Source organism: Candidatus Sarcina troglodytae, assembly GCF_015708635.1.
In the GTDB taxonomy this organism is placed as follows: Bacteria; Bacillota; Clostridia; order Clostridiales; family Clostridiaceae; genus Sarcina; species Sarcina ventriculi.
Genome location: NZ_CP051754.1, coordinates 132,489 through 159,264, shown reverse-complemented (window position 1 = coordinate 159,264; position 26,776 = coordinate 132,489). Strand labels below are relative to the sequence as shown.

The window sequence follows — 26,776 nt, the reverse complement described above, 5'->3', positions numbered from 1 at the left end:
TCTCAACAATTGAATATTTATGTAATTGTTGAAATTTTAATATATTTTTAAAAAATATATTACATTATACCATAGAAAGTATCTAAATTCCACTTAAATAAAAAAGCTTTATTAGCAGTCTTGCTACCAATAAAGCTTTTAACTATTCCATTATTTGATATATTCTATTTTAAACTAACAGCTCTTTTACAAGCAGAAACAATATTTTCAGAAGTTAAACCATAAGCTTTTAGAAGTTCATCCGGTTTACCACTTTCACCAAACTTATCATTAACACCAATTCTTACAACTGAAACAGGTCTTTCTTCACACACAACCTCAGATACTGCAGAACCTAATCCTCCTATTATACTGTGCTCCTCAACTGTAACTATTGCACCAGTTTCTCTAGCAGCTTTTAGTATAATTTCTTTATCTATAGGTTTTAAAGTGTGTATGTTTATAACTCTAGCATTTATACCTTCTTTAGCTAACATTTCTTTAGCCTCTAAAGCAACATCTACCATTATCCCTGTTGCAACTATTGTTACATCATTACCACCTGCAAGTTCAACACCTTTTCCAATTTCAAAACTATATCCATCTCTATCATTTATAACATTTACTGCCGCTCTTCCAAGTCTTACATAACAAGGCCCGTTATATTTTGCAACAGCTCTTATTACAGCTTCAGTTTCAATTGCATCTGATGGACATATAACTGTCATGTTTGGTATACTTCTCATTAAAGATAAATCTTCAATAGCTTGATGAGATGCACCATCTTCTCCTACTGTAAGTCCTGCATGAGTTGCACATACCTTTACATTTAAATTAGGATAACATATAGAGTTTCTTATTTGTTCAAAAGCTCTTCCTGCTGCAAACATAGCAAAAGTACTAACAAAAGGAATCTTTCCACAAGTTGAAAGTCCTGCTGCAACTCCCATCATATTTCCTTCTGCAATTCCCATATTGAAAAATCTATCCTCTGCTACCTTTTTAAAATCCGCTGTTTTTGTAGACTTTGAAAGATCTGCGTCTAATACTACTATATTTTCAACTTCTTCAGCTAATTTTGCTAAAGTTTTTCCGTAAGCTTCTCTTGTTGCTATTTTATTTGCCATTACTCTTGTCCTCCTAACTCTTTAAGTGCCTTTGCACATTGTTCTTTACTTGGAGCAGTTCCATGCCATGCTGCTTCATTTTCCATAAATGAAACACCTTTTCCTTTTATAGTATTTGCAATTATACAAGTTGGCATATTTTTAGTATTTCTTGCTTTTTCTATAGCATCTATTATTTCTTCATAGTTATGTCCATCTATTATAAGAACATTCCATCCAAAAGCCTCAAATTTTTTATCTATCGGTCTTGGATTCATTACATTTGTAACATCTCCATCTATTTGCAACCCATTTGAGTCTATGAATATTGTTAAATTATCTAATTTATAATGAGCTGCTGCCATTGCTGCTTCCCACACTTGTCCTTCTTCAAGCTCTCCATCTCCTAAAACTGCAAATGTTCTATAAGATTTATTATCAAGCTTTCCTGCTAATGCCATTCCAACTGCTGCTGATATCCCTTGACCTAATGAACCTGTTGACATATCTATCCCTGGTAAATCATTCATGTTTGGATGTCCTTGAAGCTTTGAACCTATTTTTCTTAAAGTTTTTAATTCTTTAGCATCAAAAAATCCCTTTCTTGCTAAAGCACTGTATAGAGCTGGTGCTGCATGCCCTTTTGATAAAACAAATCTATCTCTATTTTCATCCTTTGGATTTTTAACATCTATATTCATTTCCTTAAAATATAATGTTGCCATTATATCTGCTATTGATAATGATCCACCTGGATGTCCTGATGCTGATTCTGTCAACATCTCTACAATATCTTTTCTTATTACTCTTGATATCTCTTTTAAACTTTCTATACTATTCATGTGCTCCTCCTACAATTTATTAAAAACTTTTATTTTCGTCTTTCAAATTACTTCTTAATTTTAGTTTTTGATTATATGATTAATATTATAAATATTTATTTTAATTATTCAACTTAACTTTTATTTATATATTGTATTTAAATTAATTTATTACGATAAAACTCATATTTCTACACTATTACTCCAATAATGTATAATATATATCATAAATTCATTAAATAGTATAACATATTTATTAAATATTTGACACATTAAATCATTAAAAAATATAAAAAAAGCTGTTTAATAAAATTAAACAGCTTACTTGTCCACTTTTTTACCAATTTAATGATAAGCTTATCATCATTGCTTTATTAACCTTTTTCATGTCTTCGTCAGTCATATGTCCTATTTTTTCTTTTAATCTTCTTTTATCTAAAGTTCTAACTTGTTCTAACAAAACAACAGAATCCCTATTTAGTCCATATTCTTCTGATGAAATCTCAACATGTGTTGGTAATTTAGCTTTATTTATTTGTGAAGTAATAGCAGCTACTATAACAGTAGGGCTATACTTATTTCCTATATCATTTTGTATTACTATTACAGGTCTTATTCCGCCTTGCTCCGAGCCTACAACTGGGCTTAAATCGGCATAAAATATGTCCCCTCTTTTTACATTCAACTTAGTCATTTTTTATCACACTCCGCAAAGCCATCTCTCATATTCTAATTCATCATAAAATTCTGCAGTTACTGCTTCTTCAGCATAACTTAAATTGATAGAAGCCATTTCCTTATAGCCTCTTTTCATCCATTCAAATAAATCATTATTTTCTGATTTACTACATGATATTAACTTATAGTTAATAAATCCACTATTTGGTTGTATTTTTTTTAAATTTTTTTTAAATTCCTTTGATTTTGACATGACTTCTGTTCTCCTTAAATGCAAAAAAGAGTTAAATATGTATTCATTATATTGCAATATATATCATGTTGTCAAAGGGTTCTTCTATAGTTTTTTTATTTTTTTGCATTTGTTTTTATTTTTTTGCATTTTATCTTGCCAAATCACTTTTCATTATTAAATCAAACTTAATTTCCTTTTATAAATTCACTATAACCTATATTAAGCTTTTCAGCATTATTTTTATCATATATTATAGCTTTAAATGGCTTTTTATTTTTTATATCAATATATAATTTTTCCTTATAAAAATTTTGATTTCCACTTAAAAGTAGGTAATCAATAACAAGATACTCTATATTTTCTATAGTTTCATAAGAATAAGTAACATTATTTTCCTCATTTAAAAATCTAGATAAATAATTAATAAACATGAATTGATAAAAATTATCAAAATCTTCTGATACTGAGTAATTTTTATTTTCGTCTATATATTTCATATATATCTTACCATCTTTAAATATTTCCATCCTGTTTTCTAATGTTATTTTAGTTTCATTATCTCCATTAAACTCAATTAATCCCTCTTCTTTAAATTCTGCCCTTGAATTTTTCACAATATATGTAACCTTTGTGGAATAAGAATCAATATTTGATAACTTGTCTAAAATATTCTCTGGTCTATTTAATTCCACATTCTGCTTATAAATTAGAACCCCACAAACACCCATCATGCCAATAGCTAATAGTATACATAATAAAATATTTTTTTTCTTTTTCATTATTTCCTCCGAAATTCAAATATTATATTACATACTATTAAACTTAACTAAATTTTATTCTATGATACTATACTTTTCTTTTTCTTCTTATGTATAACATTTTTTTATCTCAATATTATTACAACCATGTCAAAAGATTAACCTAAATTTTCGAATACAGCATAAGCAACAGCATTGCTTTTACTATGAGAAATACTGAGATGAATTTTATATGCTTGTCTATCCCCTAAAATATATTCTATATTTTTCTTTATTTTATTTTCTATATTGACTAAGGGTTTACCAACCTCATCTCTTAGCACTTCTATATCTAAAAAAGAAATACCTCTAAATCCTGTCCCTAAAGCTTTGCTTATTGCTTCTTTTGCTGCGAAATTTCCAGCTATTACTTCAATATTCATTTTTCTATTCTGAAAATATTCTATTTCTTTATTTGTAAAAATTTTTTCCAAAAACTTATTTTGCTTTTTAATAGCTTTCTCTATTCTATCTATCTCTATTATATCTACTCCTATACCTAAAATCATTTTTCCTCCATGGTACTTTATAAGGTATATATTTAGACTACTAAAAATTATATTTAAATCCTATTTAAATTCACTCACATATTCATCCACTTTCTCTCCAATTATATCAACTAAATGAATTGGAGATACCTCATTTTTATATAAAATAGAAAGAAGTTCCCTAACTTTTTCTAAATAGTAAGATATTTTTTCTATTGAATTTCTTTCAATATTTATTAAAACATCATTATTAAAGTCTTTTCTTTCAATTTCAATTCCATAAGTATTTACTTCATTATATTTAGTTTCAATAATCCTATATTGATAGTCATGTCTTAAATTATCGTAATTTCTAACAATATTCAAATTCTGAACAATTTTCATAAATATCCCCCTTAAACAAAAACACTAACTCAGTAATATAATATTAGCACTTATACAGGAAAAAGTATGTCAAATCATGCAATGTAAATTTATTATCTAAAAGTTAATTAACGACATTTAATTAACATTTTTATTCTTTTTTGTATTTAATTAACTTTTAAATTGTACTATTTCGACTAATTTTTATGTAAGCAAAAAAATGATTACTTTTTTTGTAAATTAAATTTATAGCATTTTTTATTTTCTTATTAAATTATTAAAAAAATAATAAAATGTAAAATTAATCCATATAAAAATTTACAATTTGTTAACATTTAATCTTTAAGCTATGTTTTGTTTGTAAATAAATAGGTTTCTAATAATCTTAAATTAACATCTATTATCTATTATATTTAATTCTTTACCTGAATCTAATATATACTTTTCTATTTTTAATTTTTATATCTTCTTGCTACCAATTTCCTACATATATTATGATAACATTTTTTTTCTTATATTTATATGCTATTGCTTCACTTATAATTCTTTCTTTTACAATATTAATTCAATTCTTGCATATATATTTTCCTAATTTTTTTAACTATATATTATTATCAGAATGATATTTTTTTCTATTTTCTATTCACTCTAGTAAAAATTTTAGTTATAATATAAGTATAAATATTTTATTCTAGGAGGTAATTAAATGGCTATATTAGTATGTGGTGGTGCTGGTTATATAGGAAGCCATATGGTGGCTGAACTACTTGCACAAAATAAAGAAGTAATAATCCTTGATAATTTTGAAAAAGGTCATGAAGACGCTATTTTAGGAGGTAAAATTTATAAAGGTGATTTAAGAGATAAAAATATTCTTGATAAAATTTTTACTGAAAATCATGTAGAAGCTATTATCGATTTCGCTGCTTATTCATTGGTTGGCGAAAGTATGGTAGAACCTCTAAAATATTTTAATAATAATGTTTCAGGTACCATAAGTTTACTAGAAGCAATGAAGAAATATGGAGTAAAATATATAGTATTTTCCTCTACTGCTGCAACTTATGGTGAACCTGAAAACACACCTATTCTAGAAAATGATAAAACTATTCCTACTAATGCATATGGCGAATCTAAGTTATTAGTTGAAAAGATACTTAAATGGTGCGATACATGCTATGGAATTAAATTTACTGTTTTAAGATACTTTAATGCTGCTGGAGCACATATAAATGGAAAAATAGGAGAGGATCACTCACCAGAAACACATCTTATCCCTCTAATACTCCAAGTAGCTTTAAATAAGAGGGATGAAATAATGATATTTGGAGATGACTACAAAACTAAAGATGGTACCTGTGTAAGAGATTATATCCATGTATCTGATTTAGCATCAGCACATCTTTTAGCTTTAAACAGATTAATTGATGGTGGAGAAAGTAGAATTTATAATCTTGGTAATGGTACTGGATTTACAGTAAAAGAAGTTATAGAAGTAGCTCGAAAGGTTACTAATCATCCTATTCCAGCTAAAATAGCTCCAAGAAGAGCAGGAGACCCTGCCATTCTTATAGCTTCATCAGATAAAGCTATATCTGAATTAAATTGGAAACCTAAATTCAACTCATTAGAAACTATAATTGAAACTGCTTGGAAATGGCATAGTTCACATATTGACGGTTATTCAAAATAATCGTGACTTATTTATAATATAAATTTCTTTACATTTATTATATAATAAAGGATAAGCTTATATAATACTTTAAAACTATATTAAATCAAGCTTATTCTTTATTCTGCTTTCTAAGTGTATTATTTATTTTTCTTTTTTTTATACTCTATTATATAAGCATTTAACTCTCCACCGACTAATAATGTCAATGAACTTATAAACAACCAAATCATAATAGCAAATACAGCTGACAATCCACCGTAAATTCTAGCATAATTATTGAAATTATTTACATAAAAGGTAAATATCAATGATGTTACAATCCACCCTATAGTTGTAAAAATTGCTCCCGGCATTACCTCTTTCCATCCTAATCTTTTGCAAGGAGTAACATTATACAAAAACAAAAATATTATAAACATTACTATAAGAATTATACTATAACGCCCTGCATACCAAAATATGTTTATTAAAAACTGATGATGCAATTTTAAAATTATAAATTTTTCTATTACTCCTCCAAAAACAAATAATAGTAAAGTCATAGCTATTGTCCACGCTAATAATAATGTATATACTATAGATAAAAATTTTCTTAATATGTAACTTCTAGTTTCTTGAACATCATAGGACATATTAAGCCCTTTAATTACTGCTCCAAACCCCGAAGATGATACCCATATAGCAAGTATAATACTTCCCCACATTACATCAGATCTTTGAGTATCTATAATTGTTCCTATTGTAGTTTTTATTAATTCAAACGATGTTTTTGGCATTATTGTTGATAAAAACATAAGTAAATCATCACTACTAATTCTACTTTTTCCTATCAAAGTTATTAAAAATATTAAAAAAGGTATAAATGCTAACATCAAGAAATATGCAAGTTGTGCTCCATTACCTATTATGTCATCTTTAAATATTTTTTTAATAAGTCCTATTATGAAAGAGACTTTTTTTTCTTTTTCATTCCTCATTTAACACACCTACTATATTTTATTATTCCCTAAAAATCATAATAATATAAATGATATTATGCTAGTATGAAAATACAGATATTCTTACTATACCATATAATTTATTAATTATTCTACAAAAATATAGCAAGTCATACTACTAATTATATAACTTGCTTCACATATATTTTTTATATTTATTGTTTTTTTATTCATGTGTAGAATAATAATCTTCTACTATTTTTTGCACTAAACTTTTTATAACACTACCTCGTGCAATTAACGTCATAACAATTAAAAAAGTTCTAATAGCTTCTGCATCTTTTTCATTTTGTATTTTATTTGTTCCCTTTATCAATTCTTCTAACTTTTTTTCATCTAGTAAAGGAACTGATAAAAAATCCTTTACACTTTTTTCTTGAATTTCACAAAATCCTTGATAAGCATCCTCCCATGATAATATATCATCAGTTCTATCATTTATATTATTAAAAGCCAGTTTAAAAACCTTTTTTATTTCCTCTGTTGTTAATAAAGGTCTCATATAGCTTAAAAGAGCTAATTGTGCTAAATGCATTTTAGTATAGCCTCTTTTTTTTCCATCCTCAGGTTTTGAAATAACTTCACTTTTTATATAATTTTGAACTATATTGTTAGTGTATTTATCATCTGGAAATTTATCATTTAAATAATCTATAACTTGAGATAAAAAAAGATCATATTTAGGCAAATCATCATAAGCTACCATATTACATTTTGAAATATCTTCAATAATATTCATTATGTAATCATTATTCAAATCACTACAACTCAAAATCGCACCTCATTCCTAGTATTTTACTTATTTATATTATATAGTATTTTAAATTACATTACAAGTTATCATTTGCTTCTTTATATATTAGTTTAAATCATAATTTTATAAACAAAACTTATATTATAAGTTAAAATTATTTTTCTATCTTTTCCGACTAATTTTGCATTTTAAATACTCTTTTTACCATTAGTTTTATATAATTCTTTATATTTTCAAAAATAATTTTTGCATATATTTTAAAATTATTTTTTATATATTTTTTGATTTATTTTCATTAAATTAAATAAATATCTAATTTTTTATAATTTTAAGTTTATAAAATGTTAGTAAAAAAATTTTTTATTGTATTTTTTTTATAATTTTATTATTATATATAAGTTTTGGGTATTGACTTTTCAAAATAATGGTAGTATATTGAATATATAAATTAATTTAAAAAAATTTTTATAATTTTATTTTCAAAAAAAGTATTGACTTATTATGACAACTTTGTTATTATCATATTATATTTTGTCGAAAGATGTAGACATGAGGAGGAACAAACATGAAATCAACAGGTGTAGTAAGAAGAGTAGATGAATTAGGAAGAATAGTTATTCCAATAGAATTAAGAAGAACTTTAGACATAGCTGAAAAAGATGCTTTAGAAATATATGTTGACGGTGAACAAATAATTTTAAAGAAATATGAACCAGCTTGTATATTCTGTGGAGATGCTAGAGATGTTGTTAATTACAAAGGTAAAAACATCTGCCAACATTGTTTAGATGAATTAAAAAAATAATCTAAATTAACATTTACATATTTAATCAGTTTATTTACCCATAAAAAAGACACTTCATAGGGGAAAGAAGTGTCTTTTTTATGTTTTTATTATTTTATCTCTATCGAATGTTTATAGACTTCTGACTTAGGCAATTCTCTATCTTTAGACACTTGCTTTATAGCATCTTTTTTAGACATTCCTTGATTTATAAAATAAATTATATGATCTTTTATACTCATATCTTCCCATTTAGCTACATTTTCATTTCTTATTTCTTCTAAAGATTTTCCTTGTAAAACTAAAACGAACTCTCCTTTTGGTATGTTATCATTAAAATAACATATAGCCTCTTCTAAGCTACCTCTATATATTTCTTCATGTAATTTGGTCAATTCTCTACAAACAGCAATATTTCTATTTCCAAAGTTTTCTTTTAAAAATGTTAAAGTGTCTATTACCCTATATGGAGATTCATAAAATATAATTGTTTCCCTTCTATCCTTTAAACTTTCTACAAATTCTTTTTTTTCCTTATTTTCTCTTGGTAAAAAGCCTCTAAATATAAATGCACTTGTATCTAAGCCCGAATAAATAATAGCAGTTGTAAATGCAGTTGCTCCTGGTAAAACTTCTACATCTATTCCATTTTCAATACATTTTTTTAATACAATACTCCCAGGATCTGATATTCCTGGTGTTCCTGCATCGCTAATTACTGCTATATTCTCTCCATTTCTCACCCTATCTATAAGTTCTTCACTTTTTCCCTGCTCATTATGTTTATGATAACTTATAAGTGACTTTTTTATATTAAAATGATTTAATAATTTTAAACTTTGCCTTGTATCTTCAGCAGCAATTAAATCAACTGATTTTAAAACTTCTAAAGCTCTTAAAGTTATATCTCCTAAATTTCCAATTGGAGTTGGAACTAAATATATTTTTCCCATAATTCCTCCTTATATTCTGCCATATATCTCATTTATTTCTTTACTAAAACTCCCATCATCATTATACACATAAATAGGTGGTTCCCATTTTAGGTATGCTCCTCCATCTCTTTGTCCCTCAACTAAGAGTATATTAGCTGGCTTTTTAGTATTTGGATGTACCATTTGAACTCTTTTAGGCTCAATTTTATACTTTCTCATAATACAAAATATATCTGCTAATCGCTCTGGTCTATGTACCATATAAAGCCTTCCATTATCTTTTAAAACAATTCTACATGCCTCTATAACATTATCTAAATTGCACATAACCTCATGTCTTGCTATTGCATATTTATCATTAGGGTTTACTATACCTGATTTTTCAAGTTTATATGGTGGATTTACTGTTACTACATCAAATCTTCCTATGGATTTTAATAGTTCTTTATCCTTTAAATCACCATGTAAAAACTCCATAGTATCATTAAATCCATTTATTTTAATACTTCTATTTGCCATTTCAACAAATTCATTTTGAATCTCTAAACCTACAATTTTCTCTGGTTCTTTTTTACCCTTTATTATAAATGGAACTATTCCTGTACCTGTGCACAAATCCATTACTTTATGCTTTTTTTTTACATTTGCAAAGTTAGCTAAAAGTACAGCATCTATTCCAAACCTAAAACCTTCTCTTTTCTGAATAATACATATATCCTTCAACTGTAAGTCATCTAAAGTTTCTCCATCTTTAACCAATGATAAATCTAAATCTCTCATAATAAAATTTCACCATTTAAACAGAATTTAAAATTTATTAACTTCTATTTCTTTCTTAAAATTTTTTAATACTAAATCTATTATATAGTAATTAATATAAATCCACCACATTAAAAAAGTATGAAATATAATCTCTATATTTCATACTTGTAAATTAAATCAATTAATTATTCTTCTTGCCGTTACATAATCATATATATCTCCAACTATAACACCAACTCCCGGTCTTGATGCATGAATCATCTTCCCATTTCCAACATATATTCCTACATGTTGAGGAGTTTGTACACTTCCCCTTGTAAAAATCAAATCACCAGGTTGTAGATTTTCTCTATCAACATGTATTCCTTGATTAACTTGAGTATATGTTGTTCTACTTAAAGAATAACCAAATTTATTAAAAACGTACTGAGTAAATCCAGAACAATCAAATGAATTTGGACCCGTTGCTCCATACACATATGCTGCTCCTATAAATTCATATGCATACGATACAATAGATGATGCATCATTATTTAAAGAAATGCTTTCATTAATAGTGCTACGAGTTTGTACATCATCATTATTTATCTCTACATCAGAATCCTTACTACTTTCATTACTATTATCAATATCTGTATTATTACTAAATTCAATAACTTTAACTTCTAACTCTTTTTCTTTATTAAATATTATACTCTTAGCTTTTTGTATTCCATTATTAATATCCTCTACAACACTCTTTGTTTTGATTTGATTTTTTAAACCATTTAAAGATGTTATTAAATTATTTAATTCATCAATTGATTTATCATCATTTATATTATTTAAAAAATCACTAACTAAATCACTTTCTAAAACTTCAATATATCCCATCACACTATTTTTCTTTTGATTCATTTCATCTATTACCAACTGCTGTTCTTCTTTTTTCATATTAAGTTCTTGTATTTTTTCTGTATTTTCTTTATTTATATCATTCAAACTTTTCTTTTTTTCATCTAATTCTAATATATTATCATTTAATTCCTGCTTTGCATTATTTAAATTGTCTATTAATTCTCTATCAAGCAAAAATATCTTACTTACCACATTAATATTTTGTAATAGAGTTCCAAAATCATCAGATGATAATAATATTGCTATATAATTATTATAAAAACTACTCTTATAAGTAGCCCTTAATCTCTCTCCTAAAACTTCCTGTTGCTCTTTTATTGAAAATGTAATATGCGAAATATTTTCATCAACACGCATTATTTCATCTTCCAGTTTTTTAATTTCTTCATTGTTCTTTTCTATTTCAAAAAATATAGGCCCTATTTCATCAGTTAAAGTATCTATTTTTTCCTCTAATTCTCTTATAGTATTTTCTATTTCATTGTACTCATTTAAACTTTGTTTTATCGCCTCTGTTTTTTCTTCAGTTACAGGAGTTGCATAAACATTTATACTTACACTAAAAGCAGATATAAATGCAAGCATTGAAGAAATTATTTTTTTTTTCATTTTAATTTGCCCTCATCATTCATATAACGAGAACGCATCTCTCCCTTCTTGTTCACTATATTAAGTTTCATTATAACATATTTTACAAATAAAACCAATTAAATAAAGTACAAACAATTTAATAAGCAATATTGACAAAACTTAAAATTTAATATAAAATAAATATGTTCTCGGGGTGTGGCGCAGATGGGAGCGCGCGTGGTTTGGGACCATGAGGTCGCAGGTTCGATCCCTGTCACCCCGACCAAAAAAGGATTGTAAAAATTACAATCCTTTTTTTATTATTTTATTTCATTATCTAAAATAGTTTTTAAACTATCTATTAACCTATTATACTTATCCTTTAAAAGTTTATTTTCACACCTAAGTATCTCAACATCACTTAAATTATCAACCCTTTTAACATCTTTACTTGAGCTACTATATATATTTTTTAATTCATCTAAAATTCTATTTGAATACTCTTTTTTAGTTGTCCATTTATCTTGCAAATCTTGTATATTAGAACATATTCCATATAAATAATAAAAATGCCTAGTATCTTTACTATTATCTTTAGGATAACCTTCTGCTCCAAAATAAAGTGCTAAGTGATCTAAATGCGCTTCAATCCCCTCTTGCCAAGAAACAAATTTAGTATATTCTTCGTTCAGAACACCGTTATCATCATATTTAAATTCTTTTACCCCATAAGGATTATTGAAAAATTCTTTCAAATCATCATCAAAATTCCCAAAATTAGTTTCTATAGCTGCTTGAACATATGCTATTACAGGATTAATACCCCCACATGTTTTATATAAATCATTATATATATTCCAAAGATTTAAAAACAATTCTGTTGCATTATTTCTTTTTGCCCATTCTTTTATTTCCTCTTCATTGAAATTTTCATCTTTATCATTTATTAAAATTTTTAGCTTATCATTAATATTAAAACTATAATTGACTTTTTTTTCATCTAACACATTTTCCACATTGCTATTTGAATCTAATAAATCTTTCATAATAAACCTCTAATTTTATGTTTTTAATAATTATATTCCTATCTTTTAACCTTTATTCTATATAATTGATAAATTCTATGTTAAACTAACCTAAAGGAGCGTGATTTATTGTGATAGAAAATGCTAAAGCAGCAATATTCGATTTAGATGGTACACTAGTTGATTCTATGTGGCTTTGGGATAAAATTGACACTACATATTTAAATAGCCTAGGAATAGACAAGCCTTCAGATTTGAAAAAAGAAATAACCCACCTTAGTTTTGATAAAACAGCCGAATATTTTAAAAAAAGATTCAATATTCCCAATTCCATTGAGTCAATACTAAAAACTTGGTACAACATGTCCTATAATGAATACACAAATAATATAAAGTTAAAACCAGGTGCTAGAGAATTTTTAAAGTATCTTTCTAATAAAGGTGTAAAAATCGGACTTGCAACTAGCAATTCTATGGTTTTAGTTGAAGCTTGTTTAAAATCTAATAACATATTTAATTTATTTGATAAAATCACTCTTACATCTGAAGTTTCTAGAGACAAAAGCTTTCCCGACGTATATCTTTTAGCAGCAGAAAAACTAAATATTTCTCCTAAAGACTGCATAGTTTTTGAAGATATACTCCCTGCAATTCATGGAGCTAAATCAGCTGGTATGAAAGTTATTGCAGTTAATGATGAGCCCTACACCCCTTTAGGTGACAAAGCTAAAATCATAAAAGAAGCCGATATTTACATTAATGACTATAATACATTACTTAATGAAATAAAAGTTACCATATAAAAATAAAGCTATATACTTAGCATAAAAATTATAATTTAGATAAGCCATGAAAATCTAAGCTTAATAAAGTTATAATATTACTAAGATATAGCTTTTATTTATTAATTAAAATTTTTTAATGCCATTTTTATTTGTTTTGCCCTATGTTTCCATGTGTTATCTGCTGCTTCTTTTTTTAATATTTTTTTATACTGTTCATCATGCACTAACACCTTAACAGCATAATCTACTTTATCTATAAAATCATCATCATTATATGCAATTTGACAAGACTCATACGATTTACATTCGTTTATATCTGTAGTGACTATTGGCTTTTCTAATGCCATATATTCAAATATTTTTACAGGTGATGTTGCATCAGTTATATCATTTTTTATAAAAGGCACCATACATACATCAAAAAATGCTGAATATGTTATCAAATCTATATAATTTATTATACCTAAATAAGATACATTAGTTAATTTATCTAATCCACTTCTGTCATAACTTCTATCATAATTTATCCCTATTAATACAACTTCATAATCCGGTCTTTTAATTGCTAATTTTTTAATCTTTTCATAATCAAACCATTTAGCCAAAGCTCCGTAGTAACCTATTATAGGCTTACCCTTGTCCACTATTTGTTTCATCCTTTTTGCTATACTAAATCCTGTTTTGCTAAAGTCCTCCAAATTCACTCCATTTGGAACTAGTATGCTTTTTTCTGACGATCCTCTAATACTTTCTGATGTCTTTTTAAGATCTTTAGCAGTAGATACAACTAACACATTTTCAACATCCTTTAAAAGTTTTTTATGATCTTCTATCATTTGAGTACTTACAGTTACTCCACTTATCTCTGAAGAAATTTCATCTACAAAATCATATATAACTTTAAAACCTCTATCCATATAATATTTTTTTATTTTTTCATAAGATACATCATAAAGACACGTAGCATAGACATGTACAAATTTAGGCTTATCAACTTCATTTATCACATCAAAAAAAGCTTGGTTTAGACTATCCATATCTAAATTTACCAAATAAAGATTTTCTTTTATCTGTTTTATAGAAAATACTTCCCTATCTTGATTAGGATCTGTTCTATATATATATAATATCCTTTCATTACTCATAGCTTCCGCTAAATGTTGAGGTCTTTGTTTTAAATCAATATTCCAACCAAAAGAGGCATAAAACACAACTATTGCATCATATTCTTCTTGAAACATACTTATAAAAGCTTTTCTAAAAGCTTTATATTGAGTATTATATACTATTGAATTAAATGCACTCTCTATTATTTTATTAACATTCTTATATCTTTCATATATTTCTCCATTTAATACCTGATAATTAAATTCCTCTTCATCATCGATATCAAAACCTTCATACATAATATTACTTACTTCTGGATACGCATTTAATATAGATTCAGTTAACTCTATTTTTTCTTCATCTTCCAAATTATCATATCCATACTCAATAGCATTACTTACAATATCACTAGGGACTTTATGCTTTAATTTTTTTAATCCAAACACCTTATACCCTCCATTCTTCTTTTAAAAATACAAAACCACTACTTTTTCTTTCACTATTAATAGTAAAACTCATAGCATTTTCTATGCTTTCTAAAGAAATCAAATTTTGACTTTCAGAAAATATTATATTAATATAATAAACTCCACCTTTTAACATTAAGTTCTTAAATGTTAGTTTAATATTATTCTCACCTAAACTCCAAGGTATCAAAAAATCATCTACATTGCTATTTATAGAACATATAAACTGATCCATATGCCTAAACTCACAAGGCTTTGTATAAGCTCTTTTCATCTCAACTGTAATCCCAGGGGTGCTTATATCTTCATCTAAAACTTCATATTTTATATTAAATGTTATCGAATCATTATATTGATAAACATTCTTTTTTTCGCATATCAATACATCACTAAGTTTTACAAAACAATTTTTAGATTCAGCACCATTATCTAATTCTAAAATATTTTTATAATATTTTTCAACAACTTCTATAGCAAAACCTATTTCTTTAATTTCTCCTTTTTCAAGCCAGATAGCCTTTTCACATGTCTACAAAATTTATTATGTCATCTTTTATTGTATTAATTTCTTCTTTCCCTATCCCCATTATACTAGCATTTAAATATATATTTTCTATTCCAGTAAGTTCATTATTAAATCCCGTGCCAAGTTCTAAAATAAATGCTACCTTTCCTTTTATAAATAACTCTCCCGAAGTTTTAAAACATACACCAGTTAATATTTTAAGTAATGTAGATTTATCAGATCCATTACTTCCTATTATACCTAATATTTCTCCTTCATTAACATCAAATGAAATATTATTTAAAGCTATAAATTCCTTTTGAGTATTTTTATTAAATGCATTTATTATTTGTCCCAACCTATTTTTTTCAGAGTTATAAATTTTATATTTTTTAGAAATATTTTTAACTCTTATAGCATAACTCATTTTATTCCTCCACTTATGAATTTAATATGAAATTCTTCATACTAATAGCTCTTTGCTTCCATGTATTATTATTTTTTTCATTTTCTATTAAAGATATATACTCATAATTGTCTTCTAACAAAATAGCTCTCTTTATATTTGCCATAAATTCATCATGATTTTCACTTATTAAGGGAGATTTATATTTTCTACACTCTTGCAAATTAGTCGTAACTATCGGCTTCCCTAAATCCATATATTCAAATAATTTAACAGGTAATGTGGATTTAGTTATATTATTTATAATAAACAGTATTATGGAAATATTAAAAAAATTTAGAATAATGAGGAAGATTATTGTATTCAACAGTTCTTACATAATAAACATTAGGCAAATTAAGTATTCCACTATTTACGATAGATTTATCATAATCTACACCTATAAGCAAAATATTAATATCTTTAAATCTATTAGAAATATTTATTATAAATCCATAATAAAACCATTTAGCTAAAGCCCCAAAATACCCTATTATCTTTTTATTAGAATTGACTACATTTTTTATTTGCTCAAGTATATAATTTAAATTTACATTAGAAAAATGCCCTAATTCCACACCATTTTCTATAAGAGCTAACCTTTTTTGCCCCCTTATCTGTTTAGCATCATTGTATAATTTATCAGCAGTAGTTATGACATAAATGTTTTTACTGTCTTCTAACATACGCATATGACTGTCTTTTATATCATCTGTTAATTTAAATCCAGCAATATCATCTGATAATTCATCAATAAACTCATATATAATCTTAAATCCTCTATCTAAAAATTTTTTAACATATTTATCATATTCCATAAAAGCTGTACAATAAATTTGAACAAATGCTTCAATACGACTTTCTTTAACCATATCTAATAATTCTTCTTGAACCCAATAAATGTCAGTATTTATAAGGTATAAATTGTGCTTTATCTCTTTATATACCTTTACATCTTTATCTATACAAGAAGATGCCTTATAAAAATATAATATATTTTCATTTGATAAATTTATAGCCATATGTTGTGGTCTTTGAAACATTTTCATATTAAAGCCAAAATAATTATCAAAAATAATTACAGCATCATACTGTTTATTGAAAATTATTTTTTTAAATCACTAAAAAACTTTGACTTAAGACCATTAATTTTTCTATACTTAATTTTTATTATAAAAAACCTTATAATTGGTCTTAAAACATTCTTAATTTTCCTCTTAATATTCACAAAATCACCTAAAATTAAATTTTACTTATTTTTACTAAATTATAGAAAGCTTCAGCTTTTTTCTCCCATATATTTTTTAATGCTTCGTTTTTTAAATATGTATAATATTCATCATCTTTACTCATTTTCAACGCATAATCTAACTTTTCTATGAATTCATTATAATTTTTAGCAATTAATATTGATTTATATTTTTGACATTCCCTAAGATTAGTTGTTACTATCGGAACATTTAATGCCATATATTCAAAAAGTTTTATTGGATTTGTAGACTCTATAATATCATTCAATAAAAATGGTATAATCGCTACATTAAAACATTGTCCGTACAAAGGCAATTCTTTATAATCAACAACCCCTAAATAATGGACATTTTTTATATCCTCCACTTTACTTTTCCTAAATTCATTATCATATAAAAAACCTATTAAAACTATATTATAATCAGGTTTCCTTTTTGCTATCTCCCTTATAAGATTATAATCAACCCATCTAGCCAAAGTTCCAAAATACCCTATTATAGGCTTTTTATCATTAACAATATCTTTAATTTTTTCAGGTACTATATCCATATGAGTTTGCCAATGCTCATAATCTACCCCATTACTTATCATTGCTACTTTATGTATATCTCTTATACTTTTAACATAATTCATTAATTTATCAGCTGTTACTATAATGAAATTTTGTTTATTTTTTATAATATTCTTATGTCTTGTGTATACAAAATTCTGTACATCCCCAGATATTTCTGGCGATATTTCATCAATATATTCATAAACAAGCTTGAATCCATTATTCAAATATCTTTCCTTTATGTATTCTTCATCTAAATATATATCTGTTGAATATAACAGTAAAAACTTTTCAGTATTAGTCTTGCTTAACACATCAATCAAAACATTTTGAAAAATATAATTAGACATATCCACCAAATACAATTTTTCTTTTATCTTTTTTACGCCATTTATATTAAAATCAAACTGCTCAGATGATCTATAAAAGTACAAAAATCCCTTTTTAGACAATTCAATTGCCATATGTTGAGGTCTTTGAAACAATGGTATATTCCAACCAACTCTCGAATCAAAAATAATTATAGAGTGATATTTTTCATAACTTAATATACTATTTATCATTTCATAATATTTATTGTATATTCTTTTATATTTGAATATATTTATTTTTTTTAATATAAAATTAAATTTATAACATTTCAATAATTGTATACTCTTTTTTATTAATAGTTTAAACCTCACTTAATTTCTCCCTTTTATTTAAATATACTATCTTATTAAATATAAATGATAACTATTGCTCCCATTCATGCTCTAAAACAATAAAACCTTCTCCCCTATATTTATCATTTATAGTAAAATTATAAGCTTTTATCTTTTTATATATTTCTTCATTATTACACAAGAAAACTACATCTATATAATAAATCCCAGATACTAAATTTAGATTCTTTAAATTGAAATATATTGTATTTTTTCCTGACGAAAATGGTATATTTTTATGCGAGTCAATACTGTTAAAGTCACAAACAAATTGGCTATATTCTTTCCCAGCATTAATTTCTATTTTTCTTATTTCTATAACCATATATACATTTTGGTATATACTATTTTTCACTAGATAAGTAATTTTAAATTCTAAATTTTTTAAATAATCAATTTCATTTGAAATTTTATTCATTTTAAAATCTTCAATAATATCATTTCTAAACTCTTTATATGACAGATGATTTTTATTTCCAAAATTCATATTAAAATACTTCTCAACTACCATAACAGGATTTCCCTCTTCCACAACTTTACCTTCATCTATCCATATAACCCTATTACAAAATTTTTTTACCGTAGCCAATGAATGAGAAACATATAAAATAGTTTTACCTTGTTTTTTAAATTTCTCAAATTTCTCCATACATTTAACTTGAAATTTAATGTCACCTACTGATAAAATTTCATCTACTATTAAAATATCAGGATTTATAATCTTTAAAAGTGTTGACTTTCCAGTACCATTTTTTCCTATTATCCCAATAATTTCTCCTTTGTTTATATTAAATGAAACATTAGATAATGCATGAAATTTTTTTATTTTATATCTTTTATTTACTAATAACTTCAATTTTTCCTTATTTGTATTATATATTTTATATTCCTTTGTAATATTTAATGCATTTATAACTTCCATTAATTTTCAACCTCATAATACATAAATTTTACTCATATAGATTATAGAACATCATCAAACTCTGGTCTAAATCTAGAAAATTCTTTAGAAGAAAAACAAACAAATATAACGTAATTATCCAAAAATATATAGCATACCTTAATGTACTAACATTGGTTCCTAAAAAAGCATCTCTAAATAATTCTAGCAAGTAATATAATGGATTAATTTTTAAAATTAAATTTAACCAAGGCATACTTTGGGCAATAGGTAATTCACCACTTTGCCACATAATTGGACATGTCCATAATAAAAATTGCATTATTACTCCTATAGCGTGTAATATATCAATTGACATAACAACCCATGTTGCTAATAATCTAAGTAATGCTGACAAAAATATCATAGTAATTATAATTGCGTAAATGAGCTTAAAGTAATTTATAATATTCAACATTCCATTAATCCCCAAAATTATAAATGTTATACAATGCAAAATTAAAAAAGTATAAAAACTTATAAACACCCTCACGTTAGGTAATATTTCTACAGGGAATTTAATTTTTTTACTAAAAAAGATTTACTTCTTATAGAACTAGCCCCGAAAACTATTACATCAGATATAAATATCCATGGAATATATGCTGAAACAAGCCATATTAAATAAGGAACCTGTATATCTCCTGTTATATTCCTCATACCTGAAGAAAATACAAAACACCGCTATCATAACCAATTGTTTTATTATTACCCATATTATTCCTAATCTTGAATTTACAAACTCTTGAACAAATTCTTTTTTTGACAAATCTAAAATAGTAAACCAATTATAAAAAATGCTTTTTTCAATATAAAACCAATTTTTCAATTAATTCATCTCCTTAGTCCCCTCTCATCTACATATTGTTTTCATTTTTTACTTAAATATACATAAATTAAATATATTATCTAAATAAAATCTATTTTTTATTTCTTTAAATACACAAAATTGGGATATTAATTAAATATTAATATCCCAATTTTGTGTATTTACTTTTTTTATATTATAAGATTTCTACAGTATATTTATTCTTTAATTCCTTTATTAAGTCTAAATACTTTTGTTCTTGTCTTTGACCTAATAATTGTTTTAAAGCTTCGTCTTTAACTTCTTCAAAACCTTTTATTGAATCTTCTTTTTTATCAACAACTTTAATTAAATGATATCCAAATTGAGTTTTAACAGGTTCACTAACTTCTCCGATTGGTAAAACAAATGCAACTTCTTCAAACTCAGGTACCATCATTCCTTTTGAAAATGATCCTAAATTTCCACCTTGCTCTTTAGATGGACAAGAAGAATATTTAGCAGCTGCTTCTTCAAAAGTTAATTCATTTAAAGCTATTTTTTCCTTAATTTCTTTTGCAAGTTCTTCTGAATCAATTAAAATATGTTTTGCAGTTACATTAGCTGGTTCTTTAAAAGCTTCTTGATTTTCATTATAGTATTTTAAAACTTCTTCATCTAAAACAGTAACCTCATCTAAAGTTTTCTTCATAACAATTTGAGCTAATAATTCCTTAGCTATTTTATTAACTTGCTCTACATACTCAGCTGAAGTATCCATGCCTTTTTCTTTTCCTAGCTCATACATTAATTCAAAAGCAATTGCTTGTTCTAATATATTTCTTCTTCCTTGTTCATTGTCAATCATTGCTTGTTGTTGAGCTGGGTATCTTGAAATAACTTCTGATATATATTCAGAAGTTATTTCTCTTCCCGCTACTCTTGCTAAAACCTTATTATCCATGTTAAAATTCATCCTTTCTTATTATCTTTAACTATAATTTATTTAAATATGAATCTATTATCTATTTTATCAAAGAAATAGTAGTAATTTAAATAACTAATATCTTTAATAAATAAATTATACCATTATTTTATATAAAATGAAAAAGCCTAGCTAATGCTAAGCTTTTTGGTGGCTCGAACTGGAATCGAACCAGTGACACGAGGATTTTCAGTCCTCTGCTCTACCGACTGAGCTATCGAGCCATATAAACCTGGCAACCACTTACTCTCCCACACAGTCTCCCATGCAGTACCATCAGCCTCTAAAAGCTTAACCTTCGTGTTCGGAATGGAAACGGGTGTTACCTTAAAGAGCATTATCACCAGATAATCATGTTATTTATATGAAAGATATATTCTCTCAAAATTACACTAAGTATTAAGATAAAGTTAATTAGGTCAAGCCCTCGACCTATTAGTATCAGTCAGCTAAATATGTTACCATACTTACACCTCTGACCTATCAACCTTGTGTTCTTCAAGGGGTCTTACTAGCTTATGCTATGGGAAATCTCATCTTGAGGTGGGCTTCACGCTTAGATGCTTTCAGCGTTTATCCCTTCCCGACTTAGCTACCCAGCTGTGCTCCTGGCGGAACAACTGGTACACCAGAGGTCAGTCCATCCCGGTCCTCTCGTACTAAGGACAGCTCCTCTCAAATTTCCTACGCCCGCGACGGATAGGGACCGAACTGTCTCACGACGTTCTGAACCCAGCTCGCGTGCCGCTTTAATGGGCGAACAGCCCAACCCTTGGGACCTACTTCAGCCCCAGGATGCGACGAGCCGACATCGAGGTGCCAAACCTCCCCGTCGATGTGGACTCTTGGGGGAGATCAGCCTGTTATCCCCGAGGTAGCTTTTATCCGTTGAGCGATGGCCCTCCCACGAGGTACCACCGGATCACTAAGCCCGACTTTCGTCCCTGCTCCACTTGTGGGTGTCGCAGTCAGGCTCCCTTCTGCCTTTGCACTCTTCGAACGATTTCCGACCGTTCTGAGGGAACCTTTGGGCGCCTCCGTTACTTTTTAGGAGGCGACCGCCCCAGTCAAACTGCCCACCTAACAATGTCCTGTGACCAGATTCATGGCCGCCAGTTAGAACTTCAGTACTATCAGGGTGGTATCCCAACGTCGACTCCACTAAGGCTGACGCCCTAGTCTCTCAGTCTCCCACCTATCCTGTACAGACAATACCGAAATTCAATGCTAAGCTACAGTAAAGCTCTACGGGGTCTTTCCGTCCAATCGCGGGTAACCAGCATCTTCACTGGTACTACAACTTCGCCGGATTTGCAGTTGAGACAGTGCTCAAGTCATTACGCCATTCGTGCGGGTCAGAACTTACCTGACAAGGAATTTCGCTACCTTAGGACCGTTATAGTTACGGCCGCCGTTTACTGGGGCTTAAGTTCACACCTTCGCTTACGCTAAGTGTTCCCCTTAACCTTCCAGCACCGGGCAGGCGTCAGCCCCTATACATCAGCTTACGCTTTAGCAGAGACCTGTGTTTTTGCTAAACAGTTGCTTGAGCCTATTCTCTGCGGCCTACTCTCATAGGCATCCCTTATTGCTAACTTACGGGATCAATTTGCCGAGTTCCTTAACTGCAATTCTTCCGCCGGCCTTAGGATTCTCTCCTCACCTACCTGTGTCGGTTTGCGGTACGGGCACTACTTCTCTCTCTAGACGCTTTTCTTGGCAGCGTGGAATCATGTACTTCGGTTCCGTAGAACCTTCCCCATAACATCTCATCATTATTACAACGGATTTGCCTATTGTAACTGACTAAATGCTTAGACTAGCATCCAATAGCTAGCACACACTATCCTCCTGCGTCACGCCATCGATAATAACGATGGTAGTGGTACTGGAATATCAACCAGTTGTCCATCACCTACGCCTTTCGGCCTCGGCTTAGGTCCCGACTAACCCTCAGCGGACGAGCCTTCCTGAGGAAACCTTAGGTATTCGGCCTGTAGGATTCTCACCTACATCTCGCTACTAATGCCAACATTCTCACTCGTAATCAGTCCACCACTCCTTACGGTATGACTTCAGCCCGATTACGACGCTCCTCTACCGCTTGAATAAATTCAAGCCCGTAGCTTCGGTGGTAAGTTTTAGCCCCGAACATCTTCGGCGCAGGATCTCTCGACTAGTGAGCTATTACGCACTCTTTTAATGAGTGGCTGCTTCTAAGCCAACATCCTAGTTGTCTTAGAAATCCCACATCCTTTTCCACTTAACTTACACTTTGGGACCTTAGCTGACGATCTGGGCTGTTTCCCTTTTGACCACGGATCTTATCATTCGTAGTCTGACTGCCGAACTTATAGTATATGGCATTCGGAGTTTGATAAGGTTCGGTAAGCACTATGCCCCCTAGCCCATTCAGTGCTCTACCTCCATTACTCATATTCGACGCTAGCCCTAAAGCTATTTCGAGGAGAACCAGCTATCTCCGAGTTCGATTGGAATTTCTCCGCTATCCACAGCTCATCCCATGCTTTTTCAACAGCAACGTGGTTCGGTCCTCCACGAGGTTTTACCCTCGCTTCAACCTGGCCATGGATAGGTCACCCGGTTTCGGGTCTACGACATGCAACTAGTTGCCCTATTAAGACTTGGTTTCCCTTCGGCTCCGTACCTTAAGTACTTAACCTTGCTACATATCGTAACTCGTTGGCTCGTTCTACAAAAAGCACATCATCGCACACATAAGGTGCTTTGATCGGTTGTAGACATATGGTTTCAGGTTCTATTTCACTCCCCTCCCGGGGTTCTTTTCACCTTTCCCTCACGGTACTGCTTCACTATCGGTCATCAGGTAGTATTTAGCCTTGGGAGGTGGTCCTCCCTGCTTCCCACAAGGTTTCACGTGTCTCGTGGTACTCTGGATTAGAACTTGATTACTCTAACTTTCACTTACAGGACTATTACCTTCTACGGTAGAGCTTTCCAGATCTCTTCAATTAGTTATAGTTTCTCGTTATGTTCTATCCACAACCCCGGAAACAAGTTTCCGGTTTGGGCTCTTTCCCTTTCGCTCGCCGCTACTTAGAAAATCGATTTTTCTTTCTCTTCCTCTAGGTACTTAGATGTTTCAGTTCCCTAGGTTTACCCTCGTTAACCTATTTATTCAGTTAACGATACATGGGGTTTCCCATGTGAGTTTCCTCATTCGGAAATCTTTGGATCTCAGACTATGTGCGTCTACCCAAAGCTTATCGCAGCTTATCACGTCCTTCGTCGGCTCCTGATGCCAAGGCATTCACCATACGCCCTTTGTAGCTTGACCTTTGTTTCTATCTTTTAGATAGTTGCAATCAATTTTACAAAGAATAGTAAATTTAATTGGCTTTACTCTATTTATTAATACTTATGCGTAATTTTCAAAGAACATAATTTTGAAAGAACTTAGTCTTTCAAAATTAAACAGATATTTAAGAAGCATTCTTTATTATCATCTTAGTTTTCCTAAGATGTTCTTCCTTAGAAAGGAGGTGATCCAGCCGCAGGTTCTCCTACGGCTACCTTGTTACGACTTCACCCCAATCGCTGACCCTACCTTCGGCCGCTGCCTCCTTACGGTTAGCTTACGGACTTCGGGTATTGCCAACTCTCATGGTGTGACGGGCGGTGTGTACAAGACCCGGGAACGTATTCACCGCGACATTCTGATTCGCGATTACTAGCAACTCCAGCTTCATGTAGGCGAGTTTCAGCCTACAATCCGAACTGAGACAAGTTTTTGAGTTTTGCTCCACTTCACAGTATTGCTTCTCTTTGTACTTGCCATTGTAGCACGTGTGTAGCCCTAGACATAAGGGGCATGATGATTTGACGTCATCCCCACCTTCCTCCCGGTTAACCCGGGCAGTCTCGCTAGAGTGGTCAACTTAATGGTACCAACTAACAATAAGGGTTGCGCTCGTTGCGGGACTTAACCCAACATCTCACGACACGAGCTGACGACAACCATGCACCACCTGTGTTCCTGTTCCCGAAGGAACTTCCCACATTACTGGTAATTCAGGACATGTCAAGTCTAGGTAAGGTTCTTCGCGTTGCTTCGAATTAAACCACATGCTCCGCTGCTTGTGCGGGTCCCCGTCAATTCCTTTGAGTTTTAATCTTGCGACCGTACTCCCCAGGCGGAATACTTAATGCGTTAGCGGCGGCACAGAGGCTTGGGGCCCCTACACCTAGTATTCATCGTTTACGGCGTGGACTACCAGGGTATCTAATCCTGTTTGCTCCCCACGCTTTCGAGCCTCAGCGTCAGTTACAGTCCAGAGAATCGCCTTCGCCACTGGTGTTCTTCCTAATCTCTACGCATTTCACCGCTACACTAGGAATTCCATTCTCCTCTCCTGCACTCTAGATATCCAGTTTGGAATGCAGCTCCCAAGTTAAGCTCGGGTATTTCACATCCCACTTAAATATCCGCCTACGCTCCCTTTACGCCCAGTAAATCCGGATAACGCTTGCCACCTACGTATTACCGCGGCTGCTGGCACGTAGTTAGCCGTGGCTTCCTCCTTAGGTACCGTCATTATCGTCCCTAAAGACAGAGCTTTACAATCCGAAGACCTTCATCACTCACGCGGCGTTGCTGCATCAGGGTTTCCCCCATTGTGCAATATTCCCCACTGCTGCCTCCCGTAGGAGTCTGGACCGTGTCTCAGTTCCAATGTGGCCGATCACCCTCTCAGGTCGGCTACGCATCGTCGCCTTGGTGAGCCGTTACCTCACCAACTAGCTAATGCGCCGCGGGCCCATCTCATAGCGGATTGCTCCTTTGATTGTTAAAAGATGCCTTTCAACAATATTATGCGGTATTAATCTTCCTTTCGGAAGGCTATTCCCCTCTATGAGGCAGGTTGCCCACGTGTTACTCACCCGTCCGCCGCTAGAAAAGCTCCGAAGAACTTTTCTCGCTCGACTTGCATGTGTTAAGCACGCCGCCAGCGTTCATCCTGAGCCAGGATCAAACTCTCAAATTAAAATATACTAATTTCTTAGTTTTTATTTGAGTTTAATCTACTCATATTACTTATAAAAGAATTGCTGGTTTACTTAAATTATCTGTTTAATTTTCAAAGACCATTGTTTTTCTTTTTTCTTTATCGCCCTCAAGCGACTTCTTTATCTTATCACTTTACTTAATCTTTGTCAATAACTTTTTTTATTTTTTAAGTTATTTTCTCTCGCTACTGTTTACCTTAGCGACGGATTTTATTTTATCACATAATTTAATATATACAAAAAAATAATATATTTATTTTAATAATTATTTCTATATTACTTCCATTTCCTTTATTTATATATTTTTTTCTATTATTGATACGCTAGGATA

General features: G+C 29.7%; 26 protein-coding genes, 2 tRNA genes and 3 rRNA genes. 4 read left to right on the top strand and 27 right to left on the bottom strand.

From position 1 onward, the window contains the following. Positions 1–164: 164 nt before the first annotated feature. The 7 genes from HH195_RS00775 to HH195_RS00745 all read right to left on the bottom strand — a co-directional run bounded on the left by HH195_RS00775 (position 165) and on the right by HH195_RS00745 (position 4,488). Positions 165–1,106, bottom strand: coding sequence for a transketolase family protein (locus tag HH195_RS00775; RefSeq protein ID WP_196371216.1), 942 nt, complete (start codon positions 1,104–1,106; stop codon positions 165–167). Further along, a complete protein-coding gene (locus HH195_RS00770) occupies positions 1,106–1,927 on the bottom strand; it encodes a transketolase (RefSeq protein WP_196371215.1) in 822 nt (273 codons plus the stop codon). The genes HH195_RS00775 and HH195_RS00770 overlap by 1 nt, the downstream gene beginning before the upstream one ends. A gap of 316 nt (positions 1,928–2,243) precedes the next feature. Next, positions 2,244–2,600, bottom strand: coding sequence for a type II toxin-antitoxin system PemK/MazF family toxin (locus HH195_RS00765; RefSeq protein ID WP_055260228.1), 357 nt, complete (start codon positions 2,598–2,600; stop codon positions 2,244–2,246). Between the two features lie 6 nt (positions 2,601–2,606). Then, positions 2,607–2,837, bottom strand: a complete 231-nt coding sequence (locus tag HH195_RS00760) for a hypothetical protein (protein WP_055260227.1) — start codon at positions 2,835–2,837, stop codon at positions 2,607–2,609. 167 nt (positions 2,838–3,004) lie between these two features. Continuing rightward, positions 3,005–3,598: a germination lipoprotein GerS-related protein gene (locus tag HH195_RS00755; protein WP_055260226.1), complete on the bottom strand. Its 594-nt coding sequence runs from the start codon at positions 3,596–3,598 to the stop codon at positions 3,005–3,007. 137 nt (positions 3,599–3,735) lie between these two features. Then, a complete protein-coding gene (gene acpS, locus HH195_RS00750; protein ID WP_196371214.1) occupies positions 3,736–4,125 on the bottom strand; it encodes a holo-ACP synthase in 390 nt (129 codons plus the stop codon). 60 nt (positions 4,126–4,185) lie between these two features. Next, on the bottom strand, positions 4,186–4,488 hold the full coding sequence (locus tag HH195_RS00745; protein WP_055260224.1) for a DUF6514 family protein: 303 nt from the start codon (positions 4,486–4,488) through the stop codon (positions 4,186–4,188). Between the two features lie 685 nt (positions 4,489–5,173). Here HH195_RS00745 and galE point away from each other — a divergent pair. Beyond that, on the top strand, positions 5,174–6,160 hold the full coding sequence (galE, locus tag HH195_RS00740; RefSeq protein WP_196371213.1) for a UDP-glucose 4-epimerase GalE: 987 nt from the start codon (positions 5,174–5,176) through the stop codon (positions 6,158–6,160). Positions 6,161–6,279: 119 nt separating this feature from the next. Here the strand turns inward: galE and HH195_RS00735 are convergent, their stop codons facing one another. Together HH195_RS00735 and HH195_RS00730 are read right to left on the bottom strand one after the other, a co-directional pair. Then, positions 6,280–7,119: a YihY/virulence factor BrkB family protein gene (locus HH195_RS00735; RefSeq protein ID WP_196371212.1), complete on the bottom strand. Its 840-nt coding sequence runs from the start codon at positions 7,117–7,119 to the stop codon at positions 6,280–6,282. A gap of 187 nt (positions 7,120–7,306) precedes the next feature. After that, positions 7,307–7,879 carry a DUF1836 domain-containing protein gene (locus HH195_RS00730; RefSeq protein WP_196371865.1) on the bottom strand — a complete coding sequence of 191 codons (573 nt, stop codon included), beginning with the start codon at positions 7,877–7,879 and terminating at the stop codon, positions 7,307–7,309. A gap of 580 nt (positions 7,880–8,459) precedes the next feature. Between HH195_RS00730 and HH195_RS00725 the strand changes: the two genes are divergently transcribed. Further along, entirely contained in the window at positions 8,460–8,699 is a 240-nt protein-coding gene (locus HH195_RS00725) for an AbrB/MazE/SpoVT family DNA-binding domain-containing protein (RefSeq protein WP_055260221.1), read from the top strand. A gap of 89 nt (positions 8,700–8,788) precedes the next feature. On the opposite strand, the gene rsmI is transcribed toward HH195_RS00725, so the two are convergent. From rsmI to HH195_RS00710, 3 genes are all read right to left on the bottom strand, one after another. Then, on the bottom strand, positions 8,789–9,631 hold the full coding sequence (gene rsmI / locus HH195_RS00720; protein WP_055260220.1) for a 16S rRNA (cytidine(1402)-2'-O)-methyltransferase: 843 nt from the start codon (positions 9,629–9,631) through the stop codon (positions 8,789–8,791). Between the two features lie 9 nt (positions 9,632–9,640). After that, positions 9,641–10,393 (bottom strand): tRNA1(Val) (adenine(37)-N6)-methyltransferase, encoded by a 753-nt coding sequence (locus HH195_RS00715; protein WP_196371211.1) that lies wholly within the window; start codon positions 10,391–10,393, stop codon positions 9,641–9,643. Between the two features lie 159 nt (positions 10,394–10,552). Then, entirely contained in the window at positions 10,553–11,881 is a 1,329-nt protein-coding gene (locus HH195_RS00710; protein WP_196371210.1) for a C40 family peptidase, read from the bottom strand. A 171-nt stretch (positions 11,882–12,052) separates the two neighbouring features. On the opposite strand from HH195_RS00710, the gene HH195_RS00705 reads away from it, so the two are divergent. Then, positions 12,053–12,128: transfer RNA gene (locus tag HH195_RS00705), tRNA-Pro, on the top strand. Between the two features lie 34 nt (positions 12,129–12,162). On the opposite strand, the gene HH195_RS00700 is transcribed toward HH195_RS00705, so the two are convergent. Beyond that, entirely contained in the window at positions 12,163–12,888 is a 726-nt protein-coding gene (locus tag HH195_RS00700; protein WP_196371209.1) for a glucosaminidase domain-containing protein, read from the bottom strand. Positions 12,889–12,998: 110 nt separating this feature from the next. On the opposite strand from HH195_RS00700, the gene HH195_RS00695 reads away from it, so the two are divergent. Then, positions 12,999–13,670 (top strand): HAD family hydrolase, encoded by a 672-nt coding sequence (locus HH195_RS00695; RefSeq protein ID WP_196371208.1) that lies wholly within the window; start codon positions 12,999–13,001, stop codon positions 13,668–13,670. 101 nt (positions 13,671–13,771) lie between these two features. On the opposite strand, the gene HH195_RS00690 is transcribed toward HH195_RS00695, so the two are convergent. From HH195_RS00690 to HH195_RS00640, 14 genes are all read right to left on the bottom strand, one after another. After that, positions 13,772–15,205 carry a glycosyltransferase gene (locus HH195_RS00690; protein WP_243278518.1) on the bottom strand — a complete coding sequence of 478 codons (1,434 nt, stop codon included), beginning with the start codon at positions 15,203–15,205 and terminating at the stop codon, positions 13,772–13,774. 1 nt (position 15,206) lies between these two features. Continuing rightward, positions 15,207–15,608 (bottom strand): Wzt carbohydrate-binding domain-containing protein, encoded by a 402-nt coding sequence (locus HH195_RS12500; protein ID WP_243278517.1) that lies wholly within the window; start codon positions 15,606–15,608, stop codon positions 15,207–15,209. Between the two features lie 139 nt (positions 15,609–15,747). Beyond that, positions 15,748–16,158 (bottom strand): ABC transporter ATP-binding protein, encoded by a 411-nt coding sequence (locus HH195_RS12495; RefSeq protein ID WP_243278516.1) that lies wholly within the window; start codon positions 16,156–16,158, stop codon positions 15,748–15,750. A 13-nt stretch (positions 16,159–16,171) separates the two neighbouring features. Continuing rightward, positions 16,172–16,393: a hypothetical protein gene (locus tag HH195_RS12490; RefSeq protein ID WP_243278515.1), complete on the bottom strand. Its 222-nt coding sequence runs from the start codon at positions 16,391–16,393 to the stop codon at positions 16,172–16,174. A gap of 70 nt (positions 16,394–16,463) precedes the next feature. After that, positions 16,464–17,225 carry a glycosyltransferase family protein gene (locus tag HH195_RS12485; protein WP_243278514.1) on the bottom strand — a complete coding sequence of 254 codons (762 nt, stop codon included), beginning with the start codon at positions 17,223–17,225 and terminating at the stop codon, positions 16,464–16,466. A 193-nt stretch (positions 17,226–17,418) separates the two neighbouring features. Beyond that, positions 17,419–18,543 (bottom strand): glycosyltransferase, encoded by a 1,125-nt coding sequence (locus HH195_RS00675; RefSeq protein ID WP_196371207.1) that lies wholly within the window; start codon positions 18,541–18,543, stop codon positions 17,419–17,421. Between the two features lie 172 nt (positions 18,544–18,715). Further along, a complete protein-coding gene (locus tag HH195_RS00670) occupies positions 18,716–19,606 on the bottom strand; it encodes an ABC transporter ATP-binding protein (protein ID WP_196371206.1) in 891 nt (296 codons plus the stop codon). Positions 19,607–19,634: 28 nt separating this feature from the next. Beyond that, on the bottom strand, positions 19,635–20,042 hold the full coding sequence (locus HH195_RS12480) for an ABC transporter permease (RefSeq protein WP_371811662.1): 408 nt from the start codon (positions 20,040–20,042) through the stop codon (positions 19,635–19,637). 89 nt (positions 20,043–20,131) lie between these two features. Then, a complete protein-coding gene (locus tag HH195_RS12475) occupies positions 20,132–20,284 on the bottom strand; it encodes a hypothetical protein (protein WP_243278512.1) in 153 nt (50 codons plus the stop codon). A gap of 344 nt (positions 20,285–20,628) precedes the next feature. After that, the gene (locus tag HH195_RS00660; RefSeq protein ID WP_196371205.1) at positions 20,629–21,375 is read right to left on the bottom strand and encodes a peptidylprolyl isomerase; all 747 of its coding nucleotides are present in this window, start codon (positions 21,373–21,375) and stop codon (positions 20,629–20,631) included. Between the two features lie 169 nt (positions 21,376–21,544). Next, positions 21,545–21,620, bottom strand: a tRNA-Phe gene (locus tag HH195_RS00655). 6 nt (positions 21,621–21,626) lie between these two features. After that, positions 21,627–21,744 (bottom strand): 5S ribosomal RNA (rrf, locus tag HH195_RS00650). A gap of 67 nt (positions 21,745–21,811) precedes the next feature. After that, positions 21,812–24,715: ribosomal RNA gene (locus HH195_RS00645) — 23S ribosomal RNA — on the bottom strand. Positions 24,716–24,913: 198 nt separating this feature from the next. Next, positions 24,914–26,423, bottom strand: a 16S ribosomal RNA gene (locus tag HH195_RS00640). The 16S, 23S and 5S rRNA genes sit together here with 1 tRNA gene alongside, the layout of an rRNA operon. Positions 26,424–26,776: the final 353 nt, after the last annotated feature.